Annotated in this window: 26 protein-coding genes; 7 read left to right on the top strand and 19 right to left on the bottom strand. The window is 68.3% G+C overall.

Annotated elements, in window-relative coordinates:
- Positions 1–6: 6 nt before the first annotated feature.
- Both RT282_RS10605 and RT282_RS10600 read left to right on the top strand, forming a co-directional pair.
- Positions 7–1050, top strand: coding sequence for an XdhC family protein (locus RT282_RS10605; protein WP_313313801.1), 1044 nt, complete (start codon positions 7–9; stop codon positions 1048–1050).
- Positions 1050–1712: a nucleotidyltransferase family protein gene (locus tag RT282_RS10600; protein WP_313313798.1), complete on the top strand. Its 663-nt coding sequence runs from the start codon at positions 1050–1052 to the stop codon at positions 1710–1712. The genes RT282_RS10605 and RT282_RS10600 overlap by 1 nt, the downstream gene beginning before the upstream one ends.
- Here RT282_RS10600 and RT282_RS10595 read toward each other — a convergent pair.
- The 9 genes from RT282_RS10595 to cyoA all read right to left on the bottom strand — a co-directional run bounded on the left by RT282_RS10595 (position 1672) and on the right by cyoA (position 10961).
- A complete protein-coding gene (locus RT282_RS10595) occupies positions 1672–2547 on the bottom strand; it encodes a plasmid replication/partition related protein (protein WP_313082348.1) in 876 nt (291 codons plus the stop codon). The two genes, RT282_RS10600 and RT282_RS10595, sit on opposite strands and share 41 nt — an antisense overlap.
- Positions 2548–2681: 134 nt before the next feature.
- Complete coding sequence (gene yegQ, locus RT282_RS10590) at positions 2682–4061, bottom strand: tRNA 5-hydroxyuridine modification protein YegQ (RefSeq protein WP_313313795.1); 1380 nt, start codon at positions 4059–4061, stop codon at positions 2682–2684.
- A 126-nt stretch (positions 4062–4187) separates the two neighbouring features.
- Entirely contained in the window at positions 4188–4727 is a 540-nt protein-coding gene (locus RT282_RS10585; RefSeq protein ID WP_312759898.1) for a response regulator transcription factor, read from the bottom strand.
- Between the two features lie 11 nt (positions 4728–4738).
- Complete coding sequence (locus RT282_RS10580; protein ID WP_313313791.1) at positions 4739–6058, bottom strand: ATP-binding protein; 1320 nt, start codon at positions 6056–6058, stop codon at positions 4739–4741.
- On the bottom strand, positions 6055–6864 hold the full coding sequence (locus RT282_RS10575) for an SURF1 family protein (protein WP_313313776.1): 810 nt from the start codon (positions 6862–6864) through the stop codon (positions 6055–6057). The genes RT282_RS10580 and RT282_RS10575 overlap by 4 nt, the downstream gene beginning before the upstream one ends.
- Positions 6861–7286 (bottom strand): cytochrome o ubiquinol oxidase subunit IV, encoded by a 426-nt coding sequence (cyoD, locus tag RT282_RS10570; protein ID WP_313313774.1) that lies wholly within the window; start codon positions 7284–7286, stop codon positions 6861–6863. Before cyoD ends, RT282_RS10575 begins: the two co-directional genes overlap by 4 nt.
- A 5-nt stretch (positions 7287–7291) precedes the next feature.
- On the bottom strand, positions 7292–7933 hold the full coding sequence (gene cyoC, locus RT282_RS10565; protein ID WP_313313771.1) for a cytochrome o ubiquinol oxidase subunit III: 642 nt from the start codon (positions 7931–7933) through the stop codon (positions 7292–7294).
- On the bottom strand, positions 7926–9932 hold the full coding sequence (gene cyoB, locus RT282_RS10560; protein ID WP_313313762.1) for a cytochrome o ubiquinol oxidase subunit I: 2007 nt from the start codon (positions 9930–9932) through the stop codon (positions 7926–7928). The genes cyoC and cyoB overlap by 8 nt, the downstream gene beginning before the upstream one ends.
- Before the next feature lie 15 nt (positions 9933–9947).
- On the bottom strand, positions 9948–10961 hold the full coding sequence (gene cyoA, locus RT282_RS10555; protein ID WP_313313759.1) for a ubiquinol oxidase subunit II: 1014 nt from the start codon (positions 10959–10961) through the stop codon (positions 9948–9950).
- A gap of 284 nt (positions 10962–11245) precedes the next feature.
- Here cyoA and RT282_RS10550 point away from each other — a divergent pair, with 284 nt between their 5' ends.
- Positions 11246–12580, top strand: a complete 1335-nt coding sequence (locus RT282_RS10550; RefSeq protein ID WP_313313756.1) for an MFS transporter — start codon at positions 11246–11248, stop codon at positions 12578–12580.
- A gap of 137 nt (positions 12581–12717) precedes the next feature.
- On the opposite strand, the gene tolA is transcribed toward RT282_RS10550, so the two are convergent.
- From tolA to RT282_RS10505, 9 genes are all read right to left on the bottom strand, one after another.
- Positions 12718–13740, bottom strand: a complete 1023-nt coding sequence (gene tolA, locus RT282_RS10545; RefSeq protein WP_313313753.1) for a cell envelope integrity protein TolA — start codon at positions 13738–13740, stop codon at positions 12718–12720.
- 16 nt (positions 13741–13756) lie between these two features.
- Positions 13757–14182, bottom strand: coding sequence for an ExbD/TolR family protein (locus RT282_RS10540; protein ID WP_313313750.1), 426 nt, complete (start codon positions 14180–14182; stop codon positions 13757–13759).
- A 13-nt stretch (positions 14183–14195) separates the two neighbouring features.
- The gene (gene tolQ, locus RT282_RS10535; RefSeq protein WP_312306881.1) at positions 14196–14897 is read right to left on the bottom strand and encodes a protein TolQ; all 702 of its coding nucleotides are present in this window, start codon (positions 14895–14897) and stop codon (positions 14196–14198) included.
- Positions 14894–15313 carry a tol-pal system-associated acyl-CoA thioesterase gene (ybgC, locus tag RT282_RS10530; RefSeq protein ID WP_313313747.1) on the bottom strand — a complete coding sequence of 140 codons (420 nt, stop codon included), beginning with the start codon at positions 15311–15313 and terminating at the stop codon, positions 14894–14896. The genes tolQ and ybgC overlap by 4 nt, the downstream gene beginning before the upstream one ends.
- Before the next feature lie 4 nt (positions 15314–15317).
- The gene (locus tag RT282_RS10525; RefSeq protein WP_313313745.1) at positions 15318–16502 is read right to left on the bottom strand and encodes a pyridoxal phosphate-dependent aminotransferase; all 1185 of its coding nucleotides are present in this window, start codon (positions 16500–16502) and stop codon (positions 15318–15320) included.
- 67 nt (positions 16503–16569) lie between these two features.
- The gene (gene nusB, locus RT282_RS10520) at positions 16570–17121 is read right to left on the bottom strand and encodes a transcription antitermination factor NusB (protein WP_313313743.1); all 552 of its coding nucleotides are present in this window, start codon (positions 17119–17121) and stop codon (positions 16570–16572) included.
- The gene (gene ribH, locus RT282_RS10515; protein WP_313313741.1) at positions 17118–17606 is read right to left on the bottom strand and encodes a 6,7-dimethyl-8-ribityllumazine synthase; all 489 of its coding nucleotides are present in this window, start codon (positions 17604–17606) and stop codon (positions 17118–17120) included. Before ribH ends, nusB begins: the two co-directional genes overlap by 4 nt.
- A gap of 26 nt (positions 17607–17632) precedes the next feature.
- Positions 17633–18754: a bifunctional 3,4-dihydroxy-2-butanone-4-phosphate synthase/GTP cyclohydrolase II gene (ribBA, locus tag RT282_RS10510; RefSeq protein WP_313313739.1), complete on the bottom strand. Its 1122-nt coding sequence runs from the start codon at positions 18752–18754 to the stop codon at positions 17633–17635.
- A 164-nt stretch (positions 18755–18918) separates the two neighbouring features.
- Positions 18919–19215 carry a 2Fe-2S iron-sulfur cluster binding domain-containing protein gene (locus RT282_RS10505; protein ID WP_313313736.1) on the bottom strand — a complete coding sequence of 99 codons (297 nt, stop codon included), beginning with the start codon at positions 19213–19215 and terminating at the stop codon, positions 18919–18921.
- Positions 19216–19609: 394 nt separating this feature from the next.
- On the opposite strand from RT282_RS10505, the gene RT282_RS10500 reads away from it, so the two are divergent.
- The 3 genes from RT282_RS10500 to gshA all read left to right on the top strand — a co-directional run bounded on the left by RT282_RS10500 (position 19610) and on the right by gshA (position 23275).
- Positions 19610–20512, top strand: a complete 903-nt coding sequence (locus RT282_RS10500; protein WP_313313735.1) for an aminotransferase class IV — start codon at positions 19610–19612, stop codon at positions 20510–20512.
- 106 nt (positions 20513–20618) lie between these two features.
- Positions 20619–21533, top strand: a complete 915-nt coding sequence (locus RT282_RS10495) for an SDR family NAD(P)-dependent oxidoreductase (protein WP_313313733.1) — start codon at positions 20619–20621, stop codon at positions 21531–21533.
- 194 nt (positions 21534–21727) lie between these two features.
- Entirely contained in the window at positions 21728–23275 is a 1548-nt protein-coding gene (gene gshA / locus RT282_RS10490; RefSeq protein ID WP_313313731.1) for a glutamate--cysteine ligase, read from the top strand.
- 59 nt (positions 23276–23334) lie between these two features.
- Here gshA and RT282_RS10485 read toward each other — a convergent pair whose 3' ends face one another.
- On the bottom strand, positions 23335–25044 hold the full coding sequence (locus RT282_RS10485; protein ID WP_313313729.1) for a thiamine pyrophosphate-binding protein: 1710 nt from the start codon (positions 25042–25044) through the stop codon (positions 23335–23337).
- 739 nt (positions 25045–25783) lie between these two features.
- Here RT282_RS10485 and RT282_RS10480 point away from each other — a divergent pair.
- Positions 25784–26629 (top strand): hypothetical protein, encoded by an 846-nt coding sequence (locus RT282_RS10480; protein ID WP_313313726.1) that lies wholly within the window; start codon positions 25784–25786, stop codon positions 26627–26629.
- The last annotated feature ends 302 nt before the right edge of the window (positions 26630–26931 follow it).

Below are 26931 nucleotides of genomic sequence, written 5' to 3'. Positions count from 1 at the left end.
CACGCCATGGAAAACCTCGACGTCACCGTGCTGCGCGCGCTGCGCGATTGGCGCCTGGCCGGGCGGGGCGCGCTGCTGGCCACTGTCGTGCGCACCTGGGGCTCGTCGCCCCGGCCGGTGGGCTCCATCATGGCGCTCTGCGCCGACGGGGCGGTGGTGGGTTCGGTCTCGGGCGGCTGCATCGAGGACGATCTGATCGCCCGCTACACCCAGCCGCAGGCTGCCGACGCGCTGCCGCAGGGCAGCCAGCCGCCGCGCCTGGTCAAGTACGGCGTCAGCGCCGACGAGGCGCACCGCTTCGGCCTGCCCTGCGGGGGCACGCTGGAGCTGCTGCTGGAGTTCGACCCCGACGCCGGCGCGCTGCAGCAGCTGGTGCAGGCGCTGGACGGCGGCCGGCTGATGCACCGGCGCGTGCGTCTGGCCGATGGCCAGGTGCAGCTGGAGCCGGCCGACGCGCCGGCCGAGCTGGCGATGGACGCCGGGCAGCTGGTCAACACCTTCGGGCCGGAGTACCGCATGCTCATCATCGGCGCCGGCCAGATGAGCGAATACCTGGCCACCATGGCGCTGTTTTGCGGCTTTGCCGTCACCGTCTGCGATCCGCGCGAGGAATACCGGGGCAGCTTCGACGTGCCCGGGGCGCGGCTGCTGGCGACCATGCCCGACGACACCGTGGCCGACATGCAGCCGGACGCGCGCACCTGCGTCATCGCCCTGACGCACGACCCCAAGCTGGACGACCTGGCCCTGTTGCAGGCGCTGCAGACGCCGGCCTTCTACATCGGCGCCATCGGCAGCCGGCGCAATAACGCCGCGCGGCGCCAGCGCATGATTGACTACCTGGAGCAGACCGAGGAGAGCCTGGCGCGCCTGCGCGGCCCGGTGGGCATCTACATCGGCAGCAAGACCCCGCCCGAGATCGCCGTGAGCATCATGGCCGAGGTGCTGGCTGTGAAGAACGGCGTGGCGCTGCCGCCCGGTGTGGACGTGGCGCACGTCAAGGACAGCCAGGCCCTGGCGGCAGCCGGCTCGTCCTGCATCGTGGGCTGATGCGCGGCGCCGTGGTGATGGCGGCCGGCGCCGGCCGGCGCATGGGCCTGATCCCCAAGAGCCTGCTGCGCCGGGGTGGCGAGCCGCTGCTGCTGCGCCAGCTGCGTCTGCTGCGCGCGGCCGGCGTGGAGCGCATCGCCGTGGTGCTGGGCCACCACGCACCGGCGCTGCGTGCCGCGCTGCAGCAGTGCGGCCCCGGCGTTTCTCTGGCCGTGAACCCCGCGCCGGAGGATGGCCCGGGCGGCTCGCTGCGCTGCGGCCTGGCGGCCCTGGGGGACGACGTGGACGAGATCCTGGTGCTGCTGGGCGACCAGCCGCTGCTGGAGCTGCAGGACGTGCAGGCCGTACAGGCAGCGTGGCGCACGCGGCCGGCCGGTGTGGAGCTGGCCGTGCCCTGGCACGACGGCCAGCCCGGCCACCCCATCGCCTTTGGTCCGGCTTTGCGCACCGCCATCCTGCGAACCGAAGGTGGCCTGGGCGTGCGCGAGTGGCGCCGGGCCCATCCGCAGCAGGTGCTGGCGGTGCCCATGGACCACGCGCGCTGCACCACCGATGTGGACACGCCCGAAGACCTGCTGCGGCTGCAGCGCGCGCACGGGGTGCGGCTGGAGTTTGAAGGGCTCAGCCCCCGTGTTCGGCCAGCAGGTCCTGCAGGGCCTTGACCTGCTCGCGCAGGCGCTGGTTCTCCGCCTCCAGCTCGGCCACGCGCGCCTGCAGGGCCGTGGCGTCGGCAGGTGGGGTGGTGGCTGCGGCCTCATCGGCCTCGGCCGTGGCGCGGGGCTTCTTCTTGGACTCGCGCACGCGGCGCGCGGCCTGTTTTAGTTCCTGCGCGCCACCGGCAGCGGCGGCCTTTTGCTCGTCCTGCGGCAGGCTGGCGACCACGGCGGCGGTGTTCAGCGACAGCTCGCCCGACTTGACGGCGGCCACCACCTCCGGCGTGGCACTGTGGTGGATGGCCTCGATCATCTTGACCTGGGCGGCCGTCAGCCGCGCCGCGCGGGCCAGCGCCTCGCGCGTGTCCAGGGCGTCGTCGGGCACGCGCGGCACGCTGGACAGGGCGCGCGTCACGGCCGGGTCGGCCTCGCCCTCCCACGGCGCCTCTTCATCGGCGGGCTGGGCCTTGGCGGCCACCACCGCGGCGGCCGCAGCGGCGCGCCGGCTGGCGATGATCTCGCGCTTGCGCAGCGCCAGCACGCCGCGCTGGAATTCGGAGACACTGCGCCGACCCAGGTGCTGGTCGATCATCCACAGGTGCACGTCCTCCATGTTCTGAAAGCGCGTGTTCTGCACCGTCTGGAAGGGCAGGCCGTGGCGGGTGCACAGGCGGTAGCGGTTGTGGCCGTCCACCAATACGTTGCCCCACAGCACCAGCGCGTCGCGGCAGCCCTCGGCCAGCAGGCTGCGTTCCAGCGCCTCGTCTTCGTCGGGGGTGAGCGGGTCGATGTAGGCCTGCAGCTCGGGCAGGACGATGATGTCTTCGGGGTTCACAGAGGTCATGGGAAACAGGGAAAAACGAAAGGCCCGGGAGGGCCTTTTTTCAAAAACAATAGCTGCCAGCGCTTGCTGCGCCTGGTTTTCAACAGGGCTTTGCCGTCAATTCGGCTTCTATCCTGCGCGGGCAGCTACGCAAATCAGAGCAGGCGAGCGATTAGCGCGCCCTCGGCCGGGCCGTCGAGCGGAATGCGCACGCGGATGGGGCTGCCCTGGGCGACCTGCACCGGTGCGCCGTCGAGGTTGAACATTTCCTTCAACTCGATCTGCCGGTTGCCGGAGGGATGGATGATCTCCAGCGTGTCGCCGACCGAGAAACGGTTCTTGGTCTCCACCTCGGCCATACCGTCCGCAAAGCCGCGCACCTCGCCCACGAAGTGGGCGCGCTGCAGCACGCTGTTGCCGGTCTCGTAGTTCTGGTAGTCGTTGGCGGGGCGGCGCTCCAGCAGGCCGCCGGTGTAGCCGCGGTTGGCCAGGCCTTCCAGGTCGGTGATCAGGTGCGGGTTGAACGGCCGGCCGGCCACCGCGTCGTCGATGGCGCGGCGGTAGACCTGGGCGGTGCGCGCCACGTAGTACAGGCTCTTGGTGCGGCCCTCGATCTTGAGCGAATCGACGCCGATCTTGACCAGCCGCTCCACGTGCTCCACGGCGCGCAGGTCCTTGCTGTTCATGATGTAGGTGCCGTGCTCGTCCTCCATGATGGGCATGTGCTCGCCGGGGCGGCCCATTTCCTCGAGCAGGTAGACCTGGTCCGCCTTGGGGTGGCGCAGGCCGCTGCCACACGTGCCCGGGACCGTGCTGGTGAACTGGCTGTCGGCCTCCTCGCGCGCCTGGGCGAAGTCAAAACCCTTGTCCATGCCGGAGGCCAGCGCCTCGCCGGTGTTGGGGTCCACTTGCGCGTCGTGGGTCTTGTATTCCCAGCGGCAGGCGTTGGTGCAGGTGCCCTGGTTGGGGTCGCGGCGATTGAAGTAGCCGCTGAGCAGGCAGCGGCCCGAGTAGGCGATGCACAGCGCGCCGTGCACGAACACCTCCAGCTCCATGTCCGGGCATTCCTGGCGGATCTTCTCGATCTCGTCCAGGCTCAGCTCGCGCGACAGGATGATGCGCGACACGCCCATCTTCTGCCAGAACTTCACCGTCGCCCAGTTGGTGGTGTTGGCCTGCACCGAGAGGTGCACCTCGGTCTCGGGCCACTTCTCCTTGACCATCATGATCAGGCCCGGGTCGGCCATGATGAACGCGTCGGGCTTGCACGCGATGACCGGCTCGATGTCGCGCAGATAGGTGCGCACCTTGTCGTTGTGCGCGATCAGGTTGCTGGTGACGAAGAACTTCTTGCCGCGCGCGTGGGCCTCGGCGATGCCTTCGGCAATCTGCTCCATGCGGAATTCGTTGTTGCGCGCGCGCAAGGAGTAGCGCGGCTGGCCGGCATAGACGGCGTCGGCGCCGAAGTCATACGCCGCGCGCATCTTGTCCAGCGAGCCGGCGGGCAGCAGCAGTTCGGGGCTTTTCAGGGTCATGGGGCGCGATTTTCGTCGAAGCGCCGGCGCCGGCGTGCGGCGCGGTTAATTCCCCACGGCCTTCGGTACTACGAAAAGAATAGCTGCCAGCGCTTATGCAGCAAGGGCTGGAGGCAAATTTGCCTGCTAAACCCGCCGCTTGTCCAGCTTGCGCGTGAGGGTGCGCCGGTGCATGCCCAGCCGCCGCGCGGCCTCGGAGATGTTGAAGCCGGTCTCTGCCAGCACCTCGTGGATGCGCTCCCACTCCAGCGTCTTGATGGAGCTGGCGCGGTTGGTGAGCTCCACCTCGGTGTCGCCTTCGGTGCGGGCGAAGGCGGCTTCGATGTCGTCGGTGTTCGACGGCTTGGCCAGGTATTGGCAGGCGCCCAGCTTGATGGCCTCGACGGCGGTGGCGATGCTGGCGAAGCCGGTGAGCACGACGATCAGCATGTCGGCACTGGCCGCGTGCAGGGCCTGCACGCAGGCCAGGCCGGTGGCCTCGCCGCGCAGCTTCAGGTCCACCACCGCGTGGCTGGGCTGGTGCTCGGCCAGCTGCTGCTGCACCTCGGCCAGGCTGCCGGCGTGCAGCACGCGCCAGCCGCGCCGCTCGAACGAGCGGGCCAGGGTGCGCGCGAAGGCCTCGTCGTCCTCCACGATCAGCAGCAGGCGGTCCTCAGGGGTGTCCATGGTTGTCAAATCTAGATCGAAACCGCGGCCAGCGGCAGCGTGATGGTGACACGGGCGCCGCCGCCGGGCAGGTTGCCGGCCTGCAGCCGCCCGCCCAGGGTGCGCGCCACCTGCATCGCCAGGAACAGGCCCAGGCCGCTGCCGGCGCGGCCCTTGCTGGAGTGGTAGGGCTTGCCCAGCTGGCGCAGTATGTCGGGGGCGAAGCCGGGGCCGCGGTCGGTCACGGTGATGCACAGCGTCTGGCCGCCTTCGCCGCAGGATTCGGCCGCCAGCCCTACCCAGTCGGGCGAGGCTTCGCGGGCATTGTCCAGCACGCTGAACACCATTTGCTCCAGCGTGGCATCGGCCACCATGGCGCGGTCGGGCGCAAAGCGGTTGTCGTAGAAGAAGTCGGGCATGGAGCGGGTGGCGCGCCACTCGGCCACCAGCGAGTCGAGAAAGCGCCAGACGGTGGTCTGCGCCGAGGCCTCGCCGCGCGCCTCGCCGGCCGACAGCAGGATGCCGCTGACGATGGCCTTGCAGCGCTGCACCTGGGCCTGCATCTCGGCCACGTCCTGCTGCAGTTGGGCATCACGCGCCAGCTGCGGGTCGTGCTGCCAGTCGCCCAGGATGACGGCCAGCGTGGACAGCGGCGTCCCCAGCTCGTGCGCGGCGCCCGAGGCCAGCAGGCCCATGCGCAGCACGTGGTCTTCCTCGGCGGCGCGCTGGCGGATGGCGGCCAGGCGCGCGTCGCGCTGGCGCAGGTTGCGCCCGATGCGGCTCATGAACACGGCTACCAGCGCGGCGTTCAGCACGAAGCACGCCAGCAGGCCCAGCACATAGGGGCTGGCCAGGCCGCGCGAGAAGTCGATGGTCAGCGGCAGCGGCAGATGAAAGCGCGTGAGCAGCGCCACGCACAGCGTGGTCACGGCCACCAGCGTCCACACGTGCCGGCTGCGCAGCAGCGCCGCGCCCAGGGTGACCTGCAGCAGGTACAGGAAGATGAAGGGGTTGCCCGCGCCGCCGCTCAGGTACAGCTGCACGGTAAGCACGGCCACGTCCACCAGCAGGGCCAGCAGCAGCTCCACCGGCCGCACGCGCAGGCCCAGGCGCCAGCGCAGCCAGCTCATCGCGTTGTAGGCCGCCAGGCAGGCGACCACCATGAGCATCTCGGCCAGCGGCAGCCGCAGCGCCAGGCTGTAGTGCGCCACCTCGATGGTGAAGACCTGGCCGATGACGGCGAACCAGCGCAGCTGGATGAGCTGGTGCAGGTTCTTCAGTCCCGCGGCCGCGTCGGCCGAGCGGGCCTTGTGACCGGGGGCGACGGGAGAGGCAGTGGGGCGTTCGGTCATCGTGGCTGGCGGGCGCGCACGCGAAGCTCGTAGCGTGCCACAAGCACGGCCGCGCCCAGCACCATGGCCGCCAGGCCCCACCAGGTGAAGACGTACACCAGGTGGCTGTTGTGGAACTGCACCACGGTCAGACCCGGGCGCGGCCAGGGGCCGTCGCTGCCGGCCGCGGGCGCCGCCGCGGGGCGCGTGCCGGGAATGCCGGCGTCGATGAAAAAGGGTGCGGCATCGCCCAGCCCCTGGGCCTGGGCGATGGCGGCCACGTCGCGCGAATGCCAGCGGCCCTCGGCGGGTGCGTTGCGGCGCAGAAATCCGCCGCCGGGCTCGCTCATGCGCAGCAGACCGGTGACCTGGGCGGGGGCGCCTTCGGCCTGCCGGGCCAACGGGTCGCGTGCCGGCCATTGGGCGCGCAGCGTGTCGGGGATGAAGCCGCGGTTGACCAGTACCTGGCCGCCGCCCGCCACTGCCAGAGGCGTCAGCACCCACCAGCCGGAGCCCAGCTCGGTGGTGGCCTGGGTCAACACCGTCTTGGCGGTCAGCCAGCGGCCCTGCACCTGCACGGGCAGGTACTCGTGGTCGGCGGCGCTGGCCTGCGGCCACTGGCTGCGCGGGGGCAGGGCGGCGGGCGCGGCATGCAGACGCTGCTCCACCCGCTCGATCAGCGCCAGCTTCCAGACGCGGCGCTCGGCCTGCCACCAGCCCAGCGCGGCGAACAATACAAACAGGCCGGCCCCTGCCAGCGCCAGCAGGGCCAGCACGAAGGCGGAGCGCGGCCTGCCGTGGGTCGCGCTGGAGGGTGGTGCGGTCAAGGCGTGGCGGCGTGGCCGTGCGGGGCCGCAGGCTGCATGGCCATGGGGTTGGCGTGGTCCGGCATCATGTGGGCGTTCATGTGGAACATGACCCACAGGGTGCCGGCGATGGTCACGCCCACGAAGATCACGGCAAAGATGGTGGACAGCAGCGTCCAGCCGCCCTGGACCTTGCCGTTCATGTGCAGGAAATACACCATGTGCACGACGATCTGCACGGCGGCCAGCACGCCCAGCACCACCACCAGGGTGGCACGGTCCTGGATGACGCCGGCCATGACCAGCCAGAAGGGAATGACCGTCAGGATGACGGCCAGCACGAAGCCCTTGACATAGTCGGACATGCTGACGTGCAAGTCGTCGCCGTCGTGGTGCTCGTCGTGGTGCTCGCCGTGGGCAGGATGAAGTTGTTGTGTGCTCATGATGCTTACAGCACTCCCATCAGGTACACGAAGGTGAACACGCCCACCCAGACCACGTCCAGGAAGTGCCAGAACATGGACAGGCAGTTGACGCGGCGCACGTTGGCGGGGGTCAGCCCATGCTTGGAGATCTGGATCATCAGCGTGATGAGCCAGATGATGCCGAAGGTCACGTGCAGGCCGTGCGTACCCACCAGCGTGAAGAACGCGGACAGGAAGGCGCTGGTCTGCGGCGTGGCGCCGACGTGGAAGAGGTGGGCGAACTCGTACAGCTCCACCCCCAGGAAGGCCAGGCCCAGCACGCCGGTGACGGCCAGCCACAGCAGCGTGCCGCCCACGTTCTTCGCCTGCTTTTGCAGCATGGCGAAGCCGAAGGTGATGGACGACAGCAGCAGGAAGGCCGTGTTGATGGCCACCAGCTTCAGGTCGAACAGCTCGGCGCCCGTGGGGCCGCCGGCATAGGCCCGACCCAGCACGCCATAGGTGGCGAACAGGGCCGCGAAGATGAGCACGTCGCTCATCAGGTACAGCCAAAAGCCCAGCGAGGTGCCGTTTTGCGGGTGCGGCTCGTGCGCCAGGTGGTACTGGCGCGGCGCGGCGGCGGCAGCAGCAGCGCCGCCGGCGGGGTTCAGGGTGACGTCAGACATGCGATGCGGCGGCCAGTTGCTGGGTGCGCGACTCTTCCACGGCGGCCACTTCGGCCGCGGGGATGTAGTAATCGCGCTGGTAGTTGAAGGTGTGCACGATGGTGGCCAGGATGATGGCGGCCAGCGAGCCGATGGCCAGCGGCCACATGTGCCAGACCATGGCGAAGCCGAAGACCGTGGACAGCATGGCGATGACGAAGCCGGCGCCGGTGTTGGCCGGCATGTGGATGGGCGCGAAGCCCGACAGCGGACGGCGGTAGCCGTGCTTCTTCATGTCCCACCAGGCGTCGATCTCATAGGCCACGGGCGTGAAGGCGAAGTTGTACTGCGGCGGGGGCGACGAGGTGGCCCACTCCAGCGTGCGCGCGTCCCACGGGTCGCCCGTCACGTCGCGCAGCTCGCTCCTGCGCTGGTAGCTGACGAACAGCTGCACGAAGAAGCAGGCGATGCCGATGGCGATCAGCGCGGCGCCGAAGGCGGCGATCACGAACCAGATCTGCAGGGATGGGTCCTCGAAGTGGTTCACGCGGCGCGTCACGCCCATCAGGCCGAGGATGTACAGCGGCAGGAACGCCACCCAGAAGCCCACCAGCCAGAACCAGAAGGAGGCGCGGCCCCAGGACTCGACCAGGCGGTAACCGAAGGCCTTGGGGAACCAGTAGTTGATGCCCGCGAACACCGCGAACACCACGCCGCCGATGATCACGTTGTGGAAGTGGGCGATCAGGAACAGCGAGTTGTGCAGCACGAAGTCCGCCGGCGGCACGGCCAGCAGCACGCCCGTCATGCCGCCGATGGCGAAGGTGCACATGAAGCCGATGGTCCACAGCATGGGCACCGTGAAGCGGATGCGGCCCTTGTACATGGTGAACAGCCAGTTGAAGATCTTGGCGCCCGTCGGGATCGAGATGATCATCGTCGTGATGCCGAAGAAGGTGTTCACCGTGGCGCCCGAGCCCATGGTGAAGAAGTGGTGCAGCCACACCAGGTACGACAGCAGCGTGATGACCACGGTGGCGTAGACCATGGAGGTGTAGCCGAACAGGCGCTTGCGCGTGAACGTGGGCACGATCTCGGAGAACACGCCGAAGGCCGGCAGCACCAGGATGTAGACCTCCGGGTGGCCCCAGATCCAGATCAGGTTCACGTACAGCATGGAGTTGCCCCCCAGGTCGTTCGTGAAGAAGTTGGTGCCCAGGTAGCGGTCCAGGCTCATCAGCACCAGGGCGGCCGTCAGCACCGGGAAGGACGCCACGATCAGCGCGTTGGTGCACAGGGCCGTCCAGGTGAAGATGGGCATCTTCATGAGCGTCATGCCCGGCGCGCGCATCTTGACGATGGTGACGATCAGGTTGATGCCCGACAGCGTCGTGCCCACCCCCGCCACCTGCAGGCCCCAGATGTAGTAGTCCAGCCCCACGCCGGGGCTTTGCGCCCCGAGGTTGGACAGCGCCAGCCAGCCGGAGGTGGAGAACTCGCCCAGGAACAGCGACACCATGATCAGCACGGCGCCGCCGGTGGTCATCCAGAAGCTGAAGTTGTTCAGGAACGGGAAGGATACGTCGCGCGCGCCGATCTGCAGCGGCACCAGGTAGTTCATCAGCCCGGTGACGAAGGGCATGGCCACGAAGAAGATCATGATCACGCCGTGGGCGGTGAAGATCTGGTCGTAGTGGTGTGGCGGCAGGTAGCCCATGCTCTCGCCGAAGGCCATGGACTGCTGCAGCCGCATCATGACCGCGTCGGCGAAGCCGCGCAGGAACATGACCAGGCCGAGGATCATGTACATGATGCCGATCTTCTTGTGGTCGATGGAGCAGATCCAGTCGCGCCACAGCGGTGTCCACAGGCGGTACTTGCTCAGGCCGGCCAGCACCACCAGGCCGCCCAGCACCACGGCGATGAAGGTCCACAGCAGGATGGGCTCGTGCACCATGGGGATGGAATCCCACGTGATGCGGCCCAGCAGCCAGTGGTTGGGAGTCATTTGTTCAGGCATGTCGAATCTCGGGGGTCAGGGTGCGTCGCTGGCGCGCAGGCCGAGCGCGGCGACGATCTGCGGCGCATCGGCCGGGGTGCACATGTCGCGCGGCAGGCCGGCGGCGGCGCGCGCGTCCATGGCCATCTGCTCGTGCATGCAGGTGCGGCCGTCCTCCACGCAGCGGTTCAGGATGCGGTCGTACAGCCCGCCCTGCACGCTGGCAAAGCGCTGCACAGGGTCGCGCTCGCTGGGCTGGGCCAGCTGCAGGTAGCTGGCCTGGTCCAGCGCCTTGCCCTCGGCGCGGGCCTTGTCCACCCACTGAGCGAAGCCCTCGTCCGACAGGCCGTGGAACTTGAACGTCATGCCCGAGAAGCCCGGGCCGCTGTAATGCGAGGCCAGGCCGTGGAACACGCCCGGCTGGTTGATGACGGCGTTCAGCTCGGTCTGCATGCCGGGCATGGCGTAGATCATCCCCGCCAGGTCGGGCACGTAGAAGGCGTTCATGGTCGAGGTGGCCGTCAGCTTGAACAGGATGGGCCGGTCCACCGGCGCGGCCAGCTCGTTCACGGTGGCGATGCCCTGCTCGGGGTAGAGGAACAGCCACTTCCAGTCCATGGCCACCACCTGCACCTCCAGCGGCTTGACGCCTGCGGGCAGCGGGCGCTGGGCGTCGATGCGGTCCAGCGGGCGGTAGGGGTCGAGCTTGTGCGTGCCGATCCAGGTCAGCGCCCCCAGGGCGATGATGATCATCAGGGGCACGGTCCAGATGATCAGCTCCAGCGTGGTGGAGTGGTGCCAGTCGGGCTCGTAGGCGGCGTCCTGGTTGCTGTGGCGGTACTTCCAGGCGAACAGCAGGATGAGGATGATGACCGGCACGATGATGATCAGCATCAGCAGCGTGGCGGTGACGACGAGGTTGCCCTGCTGGGCGGCCACGTCGCCGGCCGGGTTGAGCACGACGGCCTTGCTGCAGCCGGCCAGCAGCAGGCTGGCCAGCGCGGCCGCCGGCCAAGCCAGCCGTCGGGGTGTTGGAGTGTGAACGGGCATGCGGGAAAACGCGGATTACGGAACTCCCGGCAATGTAATACTGCTAGCGCGTTTGTCGATTGGACATTTTGTCCAGGGTCAATGTAGGACGCTCCGCGCAAGAGGAAAAAGCCTGATGTTGATGCAGGACAAGGCGAAATGCGGGTTTCTCCGGCCATGCAAAGAGCGCCTGTTCGCTTGTTGGCGCCCCCTGGCGGGTGTAGAACGCACTTGAGGCGGATCAAGGGGCGCCCGGGCGCCCGGCCGCAACCGCCATGCAGGCAGTCAGAAGGAGCGTTTCGTCTATGAGCAGCAGCAGTTCGATGGCATTGCCCGTCTACGGGCACGAGAGCGAGGCCTCGCTGGCCCGGGCCCACACCGACGAGGACGTGACCCCCTCCGAGATCGCGGTCGGCGTGATCATCGGGCGCTCGTCCGAGTACTTTGATTTCTTCGTCTTCGGCATTGCCTGCGTGCTGGTGTTTCCGCAGCTGCTGTTTCCCTTCTTGTCGCCGCTGGCGGGCACGCTGGCGGCGTTCGCCATCTTCTCGCTGGCCTTCATCGCGCGGCCCTTCGGCACGGCGCTGTTCATGGCCGTGCAGCGGCGCTGGGGGCGCGGCACCAAGCTGACGCTGGCGCTGTTCCTGCTGGGCAGCAGCACGGTCAGCATGGCCCTGCTGCCCGGCTACGAGACGGCCGGCGTGGCCGCCATCGCCGCGCTCATCGTGCTGCGCATCGGCCAGGGCGTGGCTCTGGGCGGCTCGTGGGACGGCCTACCGTCCCTGCTGGCCATGGCGGCCCCGAAGGAGCGCCGCGGCTGGTACGCCATGGTGGGCCAGCTGGGCGCGCCCGCGGGCTTCGTGCTGGCGGCCTCGCTGTTCGCCTACCTGTACGGGCAGCTGACCAGCGAGGAATTCCTGGCCTGGGGCTGGCGCTACCCGTTCTGCGTGGCCTTCGCCATCAACGTGGTGGCCCTCTTTGCCCGCCTGCGCCTGGTGGTAGGCCAGTCCTACGCCGAGCTGCTGGAGGAGAAAGAGCTGGAGCCCATCGGCGCCGCACAGCTCATGCGCGAGGAGGGCGGCAACGTCTTCCTGGGCGCCTTTGCCGCGCTGGCCAGCTTTGCGCTGTTCCACGTGGTGACCATCTTCCCGCTGTCGTGGATCTCGCTGTACTCCGAGCGCAGCATGACCGAGGTGCTGGGCGTGCAGATCGCCGGCGCCTTCCTGGCGGCCTGCGCCGTGATGCTGTCGGGCCGGCTGGCCGACCGCATCGGCCGGCGCAACCTGCTGGGCGGCATGGCGGTGCTGATCGGCCTGTTCAGCCTGGCCGCGCCCTGGCTGCTGGACGGCAGCGTGGCGGGCAGCAACACCTTCCTGCTGCTGGGCTTCGTGCTGCTGGGGCTGTCGTACGGCCAGTCGGCCGGCACGGTGACGGCCAATTTCTCGTCGCACTACCGCTACACCGGCGCGGCGCTGTCGTCGGACCTGGCCTGGCTGTTCGGCGCGGCCTTCGCGCCGCTGGTGGCGCTGGGGCTGTCGGCGCGCTTCGGGCTGGGGGCGGTGTCGCTGTACCTGCTGTCGGGCGTGGTCTGCACGCTGGCGGCGCTGCGCATCAACCGGCTGATCGAGCAGCGCAGCTGAAACTCCGGGCGCCGCTGGGTGCTCTTAAAAGAATAGCTGCCAGCGCTTGAGCTGCGCGGGTTTGCGATAGAAAACCATCGCAAACCCTTGCAAATCAAGCGCTGGCAGCTCTTTTTTTGCTAGCGCGCCCCGGCGTCTCAGTCCTTGGGCCGGAAGCCGATGACCAGCGAGGAGGGCACGCGCCCGTCCACGTCGCGCGGCAGGGTCTCGGTCTTGTGCAGGGCGCGCACCACGGCCTCGTCCCACGACTTGTTGCCGCTGGACTGCACAACGCGCACGCCGACGATGGTGCCGTCCGGCGCGGCGCGCACCTCGACCTCGGCGCGCGGGTTGCCCGCCACCGCGTCGGGGTAGACGATGTTGGGCCGCACCTTGGCCGCCACCTTGCCGCCGTAGCTGCCCGACGGCCCGCTGCTGCGCTGCGCGGTGCCGGTGGCGGTCTCGCCGCCGGTGGCGCCGGCCAGGCCGGCGATGCGGCGCAGCTGCTCCTGGCGCAGCTCTTCGGCGCGCTTTTCTTCAGCCTCGGCGCGGCGCTTGTCGTCGGCGGCCTTTTTCTTCTTTTCCTGCTCGGCGCGGGCCTGCTTTTCCTTCTCGGCCTTCTCGGCTTTTTCACGCTCGGCTTTTTCGCGTTCCGCCTTCTCGCGCTCGGTCTTCTCCCGCTCGGCCTTTTGCTGGGCCGCGCGCTCCTTCTTTTCCTGCTCCAGCCGCTCGCGACGCTCCTCTTCCTTGCGCTCGCGTTCACGCTTCTCGCGCTCGGCGATCTGCTGCTGGCGCTTCTTCTCTTCCTCGGCGCGCTTTTTCTCGCGCTCCAGGGCGATGTCGGCCTCGCGCGGCTCGGCCACCTTGGGCGGTGGCGGGGCCGGCGGCGGTGCCGGGGTGGGGGCTGGCGCCGGTGTTGGAGCCGGAGCCGGTGTTGGAGCCGGAGCCGGGGGTGGCGGAGGGGGTGGCGGTGGCGCCACCGCGCGTGGCGCGGCCTGCTGGGGCACGGCGGACCACAGCTCGGCCTCGACGGCCGGGGCATCGTCGCTGGCCTTCCAGTGCACACCCCAGGTCAGTGCGCCGATGAGCGCCAGGTGCGCCAGCACCGCCAGCGCGACGGCGCGCGAGCGCCCGGGCGGGCGCGGCGGGGCGAACTGGTCGCGGTCGTTGGTGGCCTGCATGCGGGGCGTCAGCGGGTCAACCACCGCTCTTGACCGCCAGGGCCACGCGCGCCACGCCGGCGCGCTGCAGCGCGGCCATGGCCTGCATCACGGAGTCATAGGGGACGGACTTGTCCGCGCTGATCAGCACGGGCGTGTCCTCGGGCTGGTCCTTGAGCCAGTTGCTGGCCGTCGCGCCCAGGTTCTGCAGCGCCACGGGGCGCTCGTTGCCGTCGGTCTTGAAGCGGATGCTGCCGTCCTTGTCCACGAACACGTCGGCGCGGGTCTTGGGCACCTTGGCGCCCTTGCCCACGGAGGGCACGTTCACCGAGCTGGGCGTGAGCATGGGCGCCGTCACCATGAAGATGATGAGCAGCACCAGCATCACGTCGATGAAGGGCACCATGTTGATCTCGTTCATGGAGCGGCGGCGGCTGCCGCTGCGCGAGGCCATGGAGGGCATGCCGCGCTCCTTCTCAGTGCGCGCCCTGGGCAGCGGGGTGCGCCGCCAGGTTGCGCTGCAGGATGTTGGAGAACTCCTCGATGAAGGTCTCCTGGTGCGTGGCCACGCGGTCGATGTCGCGTGCGAAGCGGTTGTAGGCGATCACGGCGGGAATGGCGGCGAACAGGCCGATGGCGGTGGCCACCAGCGCCTCGGCGATGCCGGGGGCAACGGTCGCCAGCGTCACCTGCTCCATGCCGGCAAAGCCGGTAAAGGCGTGCATGATCCCCCACACCGTGCCGAACAGGCCCACATACGGGCTGACCGAGGCCACCGAGCCCAGGAAGGACAGGCTGGACTCGATCACGTCCATTTCGCGCTGGAAGCTCGCCCGCATGGCGCGGCGCGCGCCGTCCAGCAGCGTGCCGGCGTCCAGGATGCGGCGCTCGCGCAGCTTTTGAAACTCGCGCATGCCGCTGGCGAAGATGCGCTCCATGGGGCCGACGCGCCCCGGGTCCTGTGCGGCCGAGGCGTACAGGTCGTTCAGGCTGGTGCCCGACCAGAACTCGCGCTCGAACTCGTCGTTCAGGGCGCGCACGCGCTTCAAGGCAAACAGCTTGCGGAAGATGGCCGCCCAGCTGGCCACCGAGACCCCCAGCAGCAGCAGCATGACGAGCTGCACGACCCAGCTGGCGCCCAGCACCAGGCTGAGGATGGACATATCTTGGGAATTCATGATGCGGATAGTCGTTGCAATACGGCAGGCGGGATGCGCGCCGGGCGCATCGTGGCGGCGTCCACCCAGCCGATGCGGATGGAGCCTTCGCACAGCAGCGGGCCGTGGGCGGCGCCGGGCTCCTGCGGGGCCAGGGCCTGCTGCGCGATTGTCAGGGATGCCCGCGCGCTTTCCGCGAGCTGCGCCGTAACAATCAGTTCATCGTCCAGCCGCGCCGGGCGCAGGTAACGCACACGCGCGTCGGTTACGACGAACATCCCGCCCGTGAGTTCCCGCAGCGCCTGCTGCGACAGGCCCAGCGAGCGCAGCCACTCGGTGCGTGCGCGCTCGAAGAACTTGAGGTAGTTGGCGTAGAACACGACGCCCCCGGCATCCGTGTCCTCCCAGTAGATGCGCACCGGCCAGCGGAAGGCCATCGCGTCAGCCGATCAGCGCGCGCAGGCGGGCCACCGACTCCTGCAGCTGCGCCATCGAATTGGCCGTGGAAAAGCGCACGAAGCGCTGCGTGTCGGCCGTGCCGAAGTCGCGCCCGGGCGTGATGGCCAGGTGGGCGCGGCGCATCAGCTCGAAGGCGAAATCCCAGCTGCCCTGCACGCCGAGTTTTTGCGCCGCCTGCGTGCAGTCGGCCCAGGCGTAGAAGGCGCCGTCCGGCGCCACCGGCACATCCAGGCCCAGCGACTGCAGGGCAGGAATGAAGAAGTCGCGCCGGGCGCGGAACTCGGCGCGGCGGCGCTCGTACTCGGAGATGCTGTCCGGCTCGAAGCAGGCCAGCGCCGCGTGCTGCGAGATGGTGGAGGCGCAGATGAACAGGTTCTGCGCCAGCCGCTCGACCACCGGCACCATGGCCTCGGGCACCACCATCCAGCCCAGGCGCCAGCCCGTCATGTTGAAGTACTTGCTGAAGCTGTTGATGCTGATGATGTCGTCGCCGATGGCCAGCGCCGACTGCCCGAACGCCTCGTCGTAGGACAGGCCCAGGTAAATCTCGTCGATCAGCGTGATGCCGCCGCGCGCGCACACCACCTCGTGGATGCGGCGCAGCTCATCGGGCGCGATGGACGTGCCCGTGGGGTTGGACGGCGAGGCCAGCAGCACACCGCGCGTCTTGTCGGTCCACGCCGCCTCGACCTTGGCGGCGCTGAGCTGGAAGCGTTCTTCCGCCGTGGTCGGGATCAGCACCGCGCGGCCCTCCGCCGCGCTCACGAAATGCCGGTTGCACGGGTAGCTGGGATCGGGCATCAGTACCTCGTCGCCGGCCTCGATCAGCGCCAGGCAGGCCAGCTGCAGCGCGGCGGACGCGCCGGCCGTCACCACGATGCGCCGCGCCGGCACGTCGATGCCGAAACGCTGCGCATACCAGCCGCTGATACGCTCGCGCAGAGCGTCCAAGCCCAGCGCGTTGGTGTACTGCGTGCTGCCGGCGCGCATGGCGCGCTCGGCGGCCTCCTGCACCAGCGGGGGGGCGGTGAAGTCCGGCTCGCCGATGTTCAGGAAGATCATCGGCTCGGCCGTGGCCGCCACCTCGCGCGCCATCTGCTGCGCGGCCTTGGCCACTTCCATCACGTAAAACGGTTCGATGCGCTCGGCGCGGGTAGAGAACTTCATAAAAAAAGAGGCTGCCTGGTGAGCCTGCCGCAGTGCCGGCAGAAAAAAAGCGGGGTGAACGCGCCGGTCAGCCCTGGGCGCCGTCCTGCGTCGGGGCGGGCGGCGCGCCGCGGTCCGCCGCCACTTCGGCCGCGCGCAGCTGCGGCGCCAGGTTGCCCAGGGCGCCGTTGACCCAGCGGTGGCCGTCGGTGCCGCCGAACTCCTTGGCCAGCTCGATGCACTCGTTGATGACCACGCGCCAGGGCACGTCCAGGCAGTGCTGGAACTCGTAGGCGCCGATCCACATCACGGCGTGCTCGATGGGCGAGACCTCGGAGAGCTTGCGGTCCAGGTGGGGTTCGATCAGCGCGTCCAGCTGCGCCGCGCCTTCGATGCAGCCGTGCAGGAGTGCGTCGTAGTGCGCCGAGTCGGCCTTGTGAAAGCCCGCCAGGTCGCGCGTGAAGGCGTCTACGGCGGCGGCGTCGTTGCCGCCCACCAGGTGCTGGTACAGCGCCTGCAGGGCGAACTCGCGGGCGCGGCTGCGGGTGGACTTGGAGGCCGCTTTGCGCGCCCCCGTGCTGGTGGTGCCGGTGCGCGGCTGGCGCGGCGGGCGTTTGGAGTCCGGGGTGTTGCCGCTCATGCCAGGCCTCGCAGCAGCTGGGCCATCTCGACGGCCACACGGGCGGCGTCCGAGCCCTTTTCGCTTTGGCGGGCGATGGCCTGCTCCATGTTCTCGGTGGTCAGGATGGCGTTGGCAATCGGCACGTGCCAGTCCAGCCCCACGCGGGTGACGCCGGCGCCGGACTCGTTGGCCACCAGCTCGAAGTGGTAGGTCTCGCCGCGAATGATGCACCCTAAGGCGATTAGCGCGTCAAACGGCTCGCCGGAGGCTTCCTCATCCTCGGCGCGCTGGGCCATGGCCTGCAGGGCCAGCGGCACCTCCAGGGCGCCGGGCACCAGCACATGCTCGATGTCGTCCTCGGCCACGCCTAGGCGCAGCAGCTCGGCGCGGCAGGCGGCGGCCAGGGTGTTGGTGATGCTCTCGTTGAAGCGCGCCTGGACGATGCCGATGCGCAGGCCCTGGCCGTTCAGTTGCGGGGCCGTTCCTTTTTCTGCGTCAAACATGGCTGTTCTTTCGTTCGTGTTCGTGGTTATGCGTTGGCGACGTAGCCGGTGATCTCCAGCCCGTGGCCGGCCATGCTGGGCATGCGCCGCGGCTGGCCCATGAGCTGCATGCGCGCCACGCCGCATTCGCGCAGGATCTGCGCGCCCACGCCGTAGGTGCGCAGGTCCATGCGGCCGCGTTCGGGCGCCTGGGCGGCGCGGGCGCTGCCCTCGAACTGGGCCAGCAGCTGGTCGGCGCTCTCGTTGCAGTTGAGCAGCACGGCCACGCCGCGCCCGTGCTCGCTGATGTGGCGCAGGCTGGCGTCCAGGCTCCAGGAATGCATGCTGCGCCCGACCTCCAGCACGTCCAGCACCGACAGCGGCTCGTGCACGCGCACCGGCACCGATTCATCGGCCTGCCACTGGCCCTTGACCAGGGCCAGGTGCACGGCCTGGCTGGGCACGTCGCGGAAGGCGTGGGCGGTGAATTCGCCAAACGCCGTCTGCATGCTGCGCGTGCCCACCTTTTGCACCAGCGACTCGTTGCGGCTGCGGTACTCGATCAGGTCGGCAATCGTGCCCACCTTGATGCCGTGCTCGGCGGCGAACAGCTGCAGGTCCGGCAGGCGGGCCATGGTGCCGTCGTCCTTCATCACCTCGCAAATCACGGCCGAGGGGCTGCAGCCGGCCATGGCGGCCAGGTCGCAGCCGGCCTCGGTGTGGCCGGCGCGCATCAGCACGCCGCCGTCCACCGCCTGCAGCGGAAAGATGTGGCCGGGCTGCACCAGGTCGCCGGCCTGGGCGCCGGGCGCCACGGCGGCGGCCACGGTGCGGGCGCGGTCGGCGGCGCTGATGCCGGTGGTCACGCCCTCGGCCGCCTCGATGGAGACGGTGAAGGCCGTGCCCATCTTGGTGCCGTTGCGCGCCACCATGGGCGGCAGCTTGAGCAGCTCGCAGCGCTCGCGCGTCAGCGTCAGGCAGATCAGGCCGCGGCCGAAGCGGGCCATGAAGTTGATGGCCTCGGGCGTAACGTGGTCGGCGGCCAGGACCAGGTCGCCCTCGTTCTCGCGGTCTTCCTCGTCGACCAGGATGACCATGCGGCCGGCGCGCAGCTCGGCCACGATGTCGTGAACCGGCGAGATGGGGGCGGGCGTGCGGGGGGTGTTCATGCGAAGGGCTCTCGTCAGGCGCCTTGCGGCCGGGCCCCGGGCAGCGCGCGTTCTCCGGCGCGGTGCCACCAAAGAACGGGTCGCTGCCGCAGGCGCGGGCCGCGCGGCAGGAGAAGATGGGATGCGTCGGTCGATCCCGAAGCGGGCGATTTTAAGCGCCCGCCTCAAACCGCCGGGGCGGCCAGGGTCACGTCGCTGGCCGGGTAGGCCACGCAGGGCAGCACGCAGCCCTCCGCGCGCTCCTCGGGCGACAGGCCCGGCCAGTCCACGCGGTAGCGCACCTCGCCGCTTTCCAGCACGCCGATGCAGGTGCGGCACGTGCCGTTGCGGCACGAGCTGGGCCAGTCGATGCCGCCTTGCTCCAGCGACAGCAGCAGCGGCTGCTCGGGCCAGGCGTCGCACTGCGTGCCGTCGTCACCCACGCGGGCGATGAAGAAAGGCGGGGTGGCGGGGTGGGTCATGGTGCGCTGAATGAATATGGATAAAAAACGGCTCCAGCGCTTACTGTGCAAGCGCTGGCAGCTATCAAAACAGAAGTAACGCCGGCGCCTGAGCGGGCCGGCGTGTGTGCCCAAAAAACAGGCAGTACAGGCGGTTGCCTTGCAGATCAAGCACTTGCGCGCGCCGTACAGCGGTTGTCCGAAGTTATCCCCATGATTGTCCAACGGCGGCTGGGATAACCGGTTCATGCACTGCGTAAAAAACGGGCAGTGCGGTGCTTTTCATTGCAAATCAAGCACTTGCGCGGCCCATACAGCGCTGCTCCGCAGTTATCCACACGATTGTCCAACGCCTTCAGGGATAACCCCCGGCCGGCTTGCGCCCGCTGGCCGCGGCCGGGAACATGGCCGGCCTATGGACCAGCACGACTACTCCCAAGGCGCCGCCTACGTTCGCGGCCAGTACCTGCCCATCGGCCAGGCCAGCATCCCGATCACCGACTGGGGCTTTCTGCGCTCGGACGCCACCTACGACGTGGTGACGGTGTGGGAGGGCGCCTTCTTCCGACTGGACGCGCACCTGGAGCGCTTCATGGCCAGCTGCCGGCGCTTCCGGCTGGACGCCGGCCTGTCGCCCCAGGCCATCGCCCAGGTGCTGGAGCAGTGCGTGCGCCTGTCCGGCCTCCGTGCTTCCTATGTGGAGATGATCGTCACGCGAGGCCAGCCGCCCTGGGGCTCGCGCGACCCGCGCCAGGCGGTCAACCAGTTCTACGCCTTCGCCGTGCCCTTCGTGTGGATCGCGAACGAAGAGCAGCGCCGGCGCGGCCTGCACCTGCAGGTCAGCGACGTGCAGCGCATCCCCGCCACCAGCGTGGACCCGCGCGCCAAGAACTACCACTGGAACGACCTGACCATGGGCCTGCTGGGCGCGCTGGACGCGGGCTTTGACACCGTGGTGCTGAGCGACGGCGCCGGCAACGTGGTCGAGGGGCCGGGCTTCAACGTCTTCTGCGTGGATGCGCAGGGCTGCATCGCCACGCCGGCCGAAGGCGTGCTGGAGGGCATCACCCGCCGCACGGTGATTGAGATGGCCGCCGCGCTGGGCCTGCCCCTGGCGCAGCGCGCGCTGCCCGCCGCCGAGCTGCGCGGCGCGCGCGAGGTGTTTCTGTCCACCTCCGGCGGCGGTGTGCTGCCCGTCACGCGGGTGGACGGCGCGCCCGTGGGCGACGGCCAGGTCGGCCCCGTCACGCGCCGGCTGGTCGACACCTACTGGGCCTGGCACGGCGACGCGCGCTACAGCACGCCGGTGCGCTACTAGCGCCCGGCCCGCATCCTTCGCTGCATTGCAGCAAAATCGTCCTCCAGCGCTTGCAGGACAAGCGCTGCAAGCTATTGTTTTTGATATTCCACAGGAGACTTCATCCATGACTCTCGACTTTGCGGGCCGTGTGGCCATCGTGACCGGTGCCGGCGGCGGCCTGGGGCGCCAGCACGCGCTGGCGCTGGCCGCGCGTGGCGCCAAGGTGCTGGTCAACGACCTGGGCGGCGCGGTGGACGGCAGCGGCTCGGGCGCCTCGGCCGCGCAGGCGGTGGCCGACGAGATCCGCGCCGCGGGCGGCGAGGCGCTGGCCAACAACGCCTCGGTGACCGACTTCGACGCCGTGCTGGCCATGGTGCAGCAGGCCGTCGATGCCTGGGGCCGGGTGGACATCCTGGTCAACAACGCTGGCATCCTGCGCGACAAGTCGTTTGCCAAGATGGACATGGCCGACTTCGCCCTGGTGGTGCAGGTGCACCTGATGGGCGCCGCCTACTGTGCCAAGGCCGTCTGGCCGCACATGCAGGCGCAGGGCTACGGGCGCATCGTCATGACCACGTCTTCCACCGGCCTGTACGGCAACTTCGGCCAGGCCAACTACGGCGCCGCCAAGCTGGCGCAGGTGGGGCTGATGCAGACCCTGGCCATCGAGGGCGCCAAGCACGGCATCCACGTCAACGCCCTGGCGCCCACGGCCGCCACCCGCATGACCGAGGGCCTGATGCCCCAGCAAGTGCTGGACGCCTTGAAGCCCGAGGCCGTGGTGCCCGCCATGCTGGTGCTGGCGCACGAAAGCGCGCCCACCCGCACCATCCTGTGCGCCGGCGCCGGCGCCTTCGAGGCCGCCCATATCACCATGACCCAGGGCGTGTACCTGGGCGTGGGCCCGGACGTGCCCGAGCAGCTGGCCGCCCGCCTGGACGAGGTGACCGACCGCGCCGACGAGCAGGTGCCGCAAAGCGGCGCCGCCCAGAGCACGCACGAGGTGGGCCGCGCCCTGGCGGCGCACGGCGCCCGCTAGTTGCCTTCAGGCCGCCAGCCCGGCCGGGCATTGCCTGCATTGCATATGACACGCCCGGCGCGTGCCGGCAGAGGTTGCAGGCAGTGCCCCGCCGCGGCACCGGCGCTTGATCCAGCCACCGGGCAGGGCACTGCCGGGCGTGCTAAGTTCCGGCCCCTTCATACGGAACGCACAACAACAAACGCGCCCACCCCATGAGCACACTGCACCAGCGAATCGCTGCCCTGAGCGCAGACCGCCTGACCGGCATGCGCCGCGGCATCGAAAAGGAGGGGCTGCGCGTGCTGCCCACGGGCCAGCTTGCGCTCACGCCGCACCCGGTGGCACTGGGCTCGGCCCTGACCCACACGGCCATCACCACCGACTACAGCGAGTCGCAGCTGGAGCTGATCACCGGCGCGCACCGCACGGTGCAGCAGTGCCTGGATGAGCTGACCGAGCTGCACCAGTTCACACACCGCGTGCTGGCCCAGCAGCAGCCGGGGGGCGAGCTGATGTGGGCCTCCAGCATGCCCTGCCAGCTGCCGCCGGACGAGACCATTCCCCTGGGCCGCTATGGCGGCTCCAACGCCGGGCGCGCCAAGAGCGTCTACCGCATGGGCCTGGGCCACCGCTACGGCCGGCGCATGCAGACCATCTCGGGCATCCACTACAACTGGTCGCTGCCGGGCGTGGGCAGCGATGAGTACTTCGCGCTGATCCGCAACTTCCGCCGCAACGCCTTCGTGCTTTTGTTCCTGTTCGGCGCCTCGCCCGCGCTGTGCCCGTGCTTCGTGCAGGGGCGCCAGCACAGCCTGCAGCCCCTGGAGAGCGCCGGCGGGGGTGCCGTCCGCGCCCTGTACCTGCCGCATGCCACGTCGCTGCGCATGGGCCGGCTGGGCTACCAGAGCGACGCCCAGGCCAGCCTGCGCGTGAGCTACAACGGCCTGCAGGGCTATGCCGATTCGCTGCACGAGGCCTTGACCAAGCCCTATCCGGCTTACGAGGCCATCGGCCTGCGCAGCCTGGGCGGCGACTACAACCAGCTTGGCACCAGCCTGCTGCAGATCGAAAACGAGTTCTACGGCACCATCCGCCCCAAGCGCACCGTGCACAGCGGCGAGCGCCCGCTGCACGCGCTGCGCGAGCGCGGCGTGGAGTACGTCGAGGTGCGCCTGATGGACCTGGACCCCTTCGTGCCCGTGGGCATCACGGCCCAGACCATGCGCCTGCTGGACGTGTTCTTGCTGCACTGCCTGCTGACCGACAGCCCGCCGGACACGCCCGAGGAAATCGCCGTGCTGAAGCACAACCAGCAGCTGACGGCCGAGCGCGGGCGCGAGCCCGGGCTGATGCTGTCGCGCAATGGCGCCCAGGTGCCGCTGGTGGAATGGGGCGACCAGGTGCTGGCCGAGTGCGAGCCCATCGCCCAGGCGCTGGACGCCGCCCACGGCGGTGGCGACTACGCCCAGGCCCTGGCGGCGGCCCGCGCCACCCTGGCCAGCCCCGACGCCACGCCGTCGGCGCACGTGCTGTCCGAGCTGGTGCAGCAGCACGAGAGCGACTTCACCGCCTTCGCGCTGGACCACTCGCGCACCTCGCGCGACGTGCTGCTGGCCCAGCCCTGGACCGAGGCGCAGCAGCAGCGCTACCTGGCCCTGGCCGAGCAATCCCTGGCCGACCAGCGCGCCATCGAGGCGGCCGACAATCTGTCGTTCGAAGACTGGCGCGAGCGCTTCATGGCTGTCGAGCAACTGGGCTGAGCGCGCACAGGGTTTGAGGCCTTTTTGGCCTCAAACCCTTGCCAGTCAAGCGCTGGCAGCTATGCTTTTTGAAGCCGCTGCAGCGCTGCGGCGCGCATCCCGTCCAGCGTGCCCGTGGGCGTGATCGCCTGCGGATCGATCAGGCAGTGCAGCACGCTGGGCAGGCCGCTGGCCCGCGCCCGCGCCAGGGCCGGCGCGAAATCCTCCGTGCGCTCCACCCGCTCGCCGTGCCCGCCGAAGGCCTGGGCGTAGGCCTTGAAGTCGGGGTTCTTCAGCTGCGTGGCGCTGATGCGGCCGGGGTATTCGCGCTCCTGGTGCATACGGATGGTGCCGTACATGGCGTTGTCCAGCAGCACCACGATGAGGGGCAGCCCGTACTGCACGGCGGTGGCGAACTCCTGGCCGTGCATCAGGAAGTCGCCGTCGCCGGCGAAGACCACCACCTCGCGCTCGGGCCACAGCCGCTTGGCCCCCACGCCGGCCGGCAGGCCGTAGCCCATCGAGCCGCAGGTGGGCGCCAGCTGGCTGCCGTAGGTGGTGAAGCGCCAGAAACGGTGCACCCAGGTGGCGAAGTTGCCCGCGCCGTTGCAGAAGATGGCGTCAGCCGGCAGCACCTCGCGCAGGTGCTGCATCACCGCGCCCATCTGCAGGCTGCCGGGGATGCAGATGGGGGCCGGGTCGCTCCAGGCCAGGTATTCGGCGCGGGCGGCCTGGGTGTGCGCGGCCCAACGCGGCGCGCCCTGGGGCTGCAGGCCGGCCAGCGCCGCGGCCATGGCCTGCGGCGTGGCGTGGATGGCCTGCGCGGGGCGGTACAGCCGGCCCAGCTCATCCGCGTCGGCATGCACGTGCACCAGGGGCTGCGCGGGCACGGGAATGTCCAGCAGCTCGTAGCCTTGCGAAGGCACCTCGGACAGCCGCCCGCCCAGCAGCAGCACCAGGTCGCTGGCGCGGATGCGCGCGAGCAGCTGCGGGTTGGCGCCCAGGCCCAGGTCGCCGGCGTAGCTGTCGTGGCTGGCCGGAAACAGCATCTGCCGGCGGAACGAGCAGTACACCGGCAGCTGCCACGGGCCGGCGAAGGCCGTCACGTCGCGCACCGCCTGGTCTGACCAGCGGCTGCCGCCCAGAATGACCACCGGCCGCTCGGACGCCTGCAGCCGCGCCGCCAGCTCCTGCAGCGCGGGGGCGCCGGGGTAGGTCTCGGGCACGGTGTAGGGCAGGGCGTCGGCCGTCTGCACGGTGTCGGTCAGCATGTCCTCGGGCAGGGCGACCACCACCGGGCCGGGCCGGCCCGAGGTGGCGACGTGGAAGGCGCGCGACATCAGCTCGGGCAGGCGCCGGGCGTCGTCGATCTGCACCACCCACTTGGCCATGGTGCCGAAGACGGCGCCGTAGTCGATCTCCTGGAACGCCTCGCGCCCCAGCGCGCCGCGCGCCACCTGGCCGACGAAGACGATCAGCGGCGTCGAATCCTGCTGGGCAATGTGGATGCCCGCCGACGCATTCGTCACCCCCGGCCCGCGCGTGACGAAGCAAATCCCCGGCCGCCCGGTCAGCTTGCCCTGCGCCTCGGCCATCATGGCCGCGCCGCCCTCTTGGCGGCACACGGTGACGGCAATGCTGGCGTCGTGCAGGGCGTCGAGGACGGCGAGGTAGCTTTCGCCAGGGACGCAGAAGAGCTGCTGGACGCCGTGCAGGAGGAGTTGCTGGACGAGGATTTGGCCGCCTGTGCGGGAGGGCTTGGCGGAGGTGTTGTGCGGCTGGGTGGTCATGGGGCTGACGGGGAAAAGTCGTGACTATCGCGCAGGGTGTGCGGGTGTGCTGGGCGGCGGGTGCGGCGGTGTTGGGATAGGGGCTTGCTAAGTCGAAGCCAAATTGGCCTCTAGCGCCTACTGGATAAGCGCTGGTAGCTATCTTTTTAGAAGAAGGCGCGCGAGGTTGGGATACTTTTGAAGAGGGGCTGGCATTGGGTGCGGGCCCACCTTCTTCGCAACGTCGGCTCTCGGCCAGGAGCGGTCCTTGAACGCATTCCCACAAGCGACTGCGTCAGACTGCCTGATCGACATTCGACATTCGACATTCGACATTCGACATTCGACATCGTCGATCATGAGTCGGCTCAGTTGTTGGTTGTAAGTATCCGGAAGTTTGAGAGCGTGCTGTAGGCGGGTGTAGCGGGAGTCTCCAAACCCCAGCCGGAAGGCTTGCTAGTTGGTCCCGTTCCTAGCAATCACGCATACCTTGAGGTTGGCGTTAGCATGCACTGACACTTTGGTAGAAGTTCGATATGAGGTTGCAGCATAACACCTAAACCTGGCGCCCCAAAACGCACGAGTGACCTGCACTTTCGCTTATTATTATTACGAGAGGTTGAGGGGATAAGCAATGGCGATTGAGATGGATTGTTTTTTGCAAATGACTACCGCATTGCGGGGTTAAAGGCCGAACAAACCATCACAGTCAACCCCTCTAAACACAAAATTTCCGAGGGCGTAAGAGGCAATGGTAACAATGAAACGTAGTTCGTTGAGAAAGCCGAGCCAAGTGCGTGAGAACGCAGCAGAAAGTTCTTGGCGAGACCATCCAGTCGTGGTTGCTTCAATTGCCGTAGCTGCGACGCTGACCTTAATGGGAGGTGTTGTCTTCCCGCTACTTACGGCTCACCTCTCATCTGAGATCGCGGAATTGCGTAAAGTGGTCGATGCGAAAAGCGAAGAGATTGGCGGCTTAAAGAAACAGATCGAGGGATTGGACCTCAAGCTCTCTGAGGAAAGGGCGGCGGTCCAGAAAATCGAGAATGAAAATACGAAAATCTCCGAAAAATTCCGCCTGGCGACCATAGAAAATCCATTTGTTTTGCCGAGTGGCTATCCAAAGGGGTTGGACACTATACGGATTGGGTCCACTCCAACCGAAGTAGAAGCAGCCTTTCTCGATGTACCAATAGACAAGAAGAATGAGGACTATTGGTCAATTGATGTTACTCATCCAATTTTCTCTTCAGTGACCTACTACTTTGGATTCAATAATCGAGAAATCACGCATATTCTATTTCATAACAAAATCAAAGGTCCCGTCAGAGATGAAGACTTCTTGCCATTGGTAAAGCGATATTTTGGAAGGCCAAGGATCTCCATCGATGAGAACCATCTGTGGGTAACTGGAGGCGTTCATAAAGAAAGAATTTCGGTGGAGGATGGCGGATTATTTTTGATCCTCGGTAAAGATGTCCTGCCCCACTGGATTACACGCGCTTTGGCGAGATGCGAGCGTAGTGACGTAGCCCCCGAGGGGGACCTCAAAGCATTCTGCGAGCACTTTGCAAAAGCAAGAAAGCAACCGAACAAAGAGCGTTGAGCCATCCTACCGTTGCCGCAGGGAAGGTGACAGGCTTCCACTTTTCAACCGAGCTGTTTGAATAATTCCCTGGCACACCGGCATACAAATACCGCAGCGTTACCTTTCGACTTCAACGCGCATAGTTCAACAGGAGGCATGTGGGCCTAATCCAAAGCCCGCAGGGCGCGTAGTGAAGTCGTTTACGCTGAACCAGCAGTTCTTGGCCTAAATTCAGTGTGTGGTGCCCGCCAGTCCGCAGGAAGCGACTCGTCGATTGGTTGAATTCACACTGAAAAGCAGACATAGACTGGCGAGATCCG

This window comes from Pulveribacter sp. (assembly GCF_032079985.1).
GTDB lineage: Bacteria > Pseudomonadota > Gammaproteobacteria > Burkholderiales > Burkholderiaceae_C > Melaminivora.
This window is presented reverse-complemented; position numbering and strand designations above follow the sequence as displayed.

Bases quoted from the DNA above. Each gene is read 5' to 3' on its own strand.
- RT282_RS10495 (WP_313313733.1), top strand. From the start codon at position 20,619: ATGACTCTCGACTTTGCGGGCCGTGTGGCCATCGTGACCGGTGCCGGC.
- RT282_RS10585 (WP_312759898.1), bottom strand. From the start codon at position 4,727: ATGGACACCCCTGAGGACCGCCTGCTGCTGATCGTGGAGGACGACGAG.
- gshA (WP_313313731.1), top strand. From the start codon at position 21,728: ATGAGCACACTGCACCAGCGAATCGCTGCCCTGAGCGCAGACCGCCTG.
- cyoB (WP_313313762.1), bottom strand. From the start codon at position 9,932: ATGCCTGAACAAATGACTCCCAACCACTGGCTGCTGGGCCGCATCACG.
- yegQ (WP_313313795.1), bottom strand. From the start codon at position 4,061: ATGACCCTGAAAAGCCCCGAACTGCTGCTGCCCGCCGGCTCGCTGGAC.
- cyoD (WP_313313774.1), bottom strand. From the start codon at position 7,286: ATGAGCACACAACAACTTCATCCTGCCCACGGCGAGCACCACGACGAG.
- tolQ (WP_312306881.1), bottom strand. From the start codon at position 14,897: ATGAATTCCCAAGATATGTCCATCCTCAGCCTGGTGCTGGGCGCCAGC.
- tolA (WP_313313753.1), bottom strand. From the start codon at position 13,740: ATGCAGGCCACCAACGACCGCGACCAGTTCGCCCCGCCGCGCCCGCCC.
- cyoA (WP_313313759.1), bottom strand. From the start codon at position 10,961: ATGCCCGTTCACACTCCAACACCCCGACGGCTGGCTTGGCCGGCGGCC.
- ribH (WP_313313741.1), bottom strand. From the start codon at position 17,606: ATGTTTGACGCAGAAAAAGGAACGGCCCCGCAACTGAACGGCCAGGGC.
- RT282_RS10480 (WP_313313726.1), top strand. From the start codon at position 25,784: ATGAAACGTAGTTCGTTGAGAAAGCCGAGCCAAGTGCGTGAGAACGCA.
- RT282_RS10605 (WP_313313801.1), top strand. From the start codon at position 7: ATGGAAAACCTCGACGTCACCGTGCTGCGCGCGCTGCGCGATTGGCGC.
- RT282_RS10550 (WP_313313756.1), top strand. From the start codon at position 11,246: ATGAGCAGCAGCAGTTCGATGGCATTGCCCGTCTACGGGCACGAGAGC.
- RT282_RS10580 (WP_313313791.1), bottom strand. From the start codon at position 6,058: ATGACCGAACGCCCCACTGCCTCTCCCGTCGCCCCCGGTCACAAGGCC.
- RT282_RS10595 (WP_313082348.1), bottom strand. From the start codon at position 2,547: ATGACCTCTGTGAACCCCGAAGACATCATCGTCCTGCCCGAGCTGCAG.
- RT282_RS10505 (WP_313313736.1), bottom strand. From the start codon at position 19,215: ATGACCCACCCCGCCACCCCGCCTTTCTTCATCGCCCGCGTGGGTGAC.
- cyoC (WP_313313771.1), bottom strand. From the start codon at position 7,933: ATGTCTGACGTCACCCTGAACCCCGCCGGCGGCGCTGCTGCTGCCGCC.
- ribBA (WP_313313739.1), bottom strand. From the start codon at position 18,754: ATGAACACCCCCCGCACGCCCGCCCCCATCTCGCCGGTTCACGACATC.
- RT282_RS10500 (WP_313313735.1), top strand. From the start codon at position 19,610: ATGGACCAGCACGACTACTCCCAAGGCGCCGCCTACGTTCGCGGCCAG.
- ybgC (WP_313313747.1), bottom strand. From the start codon at position 15,313: ATGGCCTTCCGCTGGCCGGTGCGCATCTACTGGGAGGACACGGATGCC.
- RT282_RS10540 (WP_313313750.1), bottom strand. From the start codon at position 14,182: ATGCCCTCCATGGCCTCGCGCAGCGGCAGCCGCCGCCGCTCCATGAAC.
- RT282_RS10600 (WP_313313798.1), top strand. From the start codon at position 1,050: ATGCGCGGCGCCGTGGTGATGGCGGCCGGCGCCGGCCGGCGCATGGGC.
- RT282_RS10525 (WP_313313745.1), bottom strand. From the start codon at position 16,502: ATGAAGTTCTCTACCCGCGCCGAGCGCATCGAACCGTTTTACGTGATG.
- nusB (WP_313313743.1), bottom strand. From the start codon at position 17,121: ATGAGCGGCAACACCCCGGACTCCAAACGCCCGCCGCGCCAGCCGCGC.
- RT282_RS10485 (WP_313313729.1), bottom strand. From the start codon at position 25,044: ATGACCACCCAGCCGCACAACACCTCCGCCAAGCCCTCCCGCACAGGC.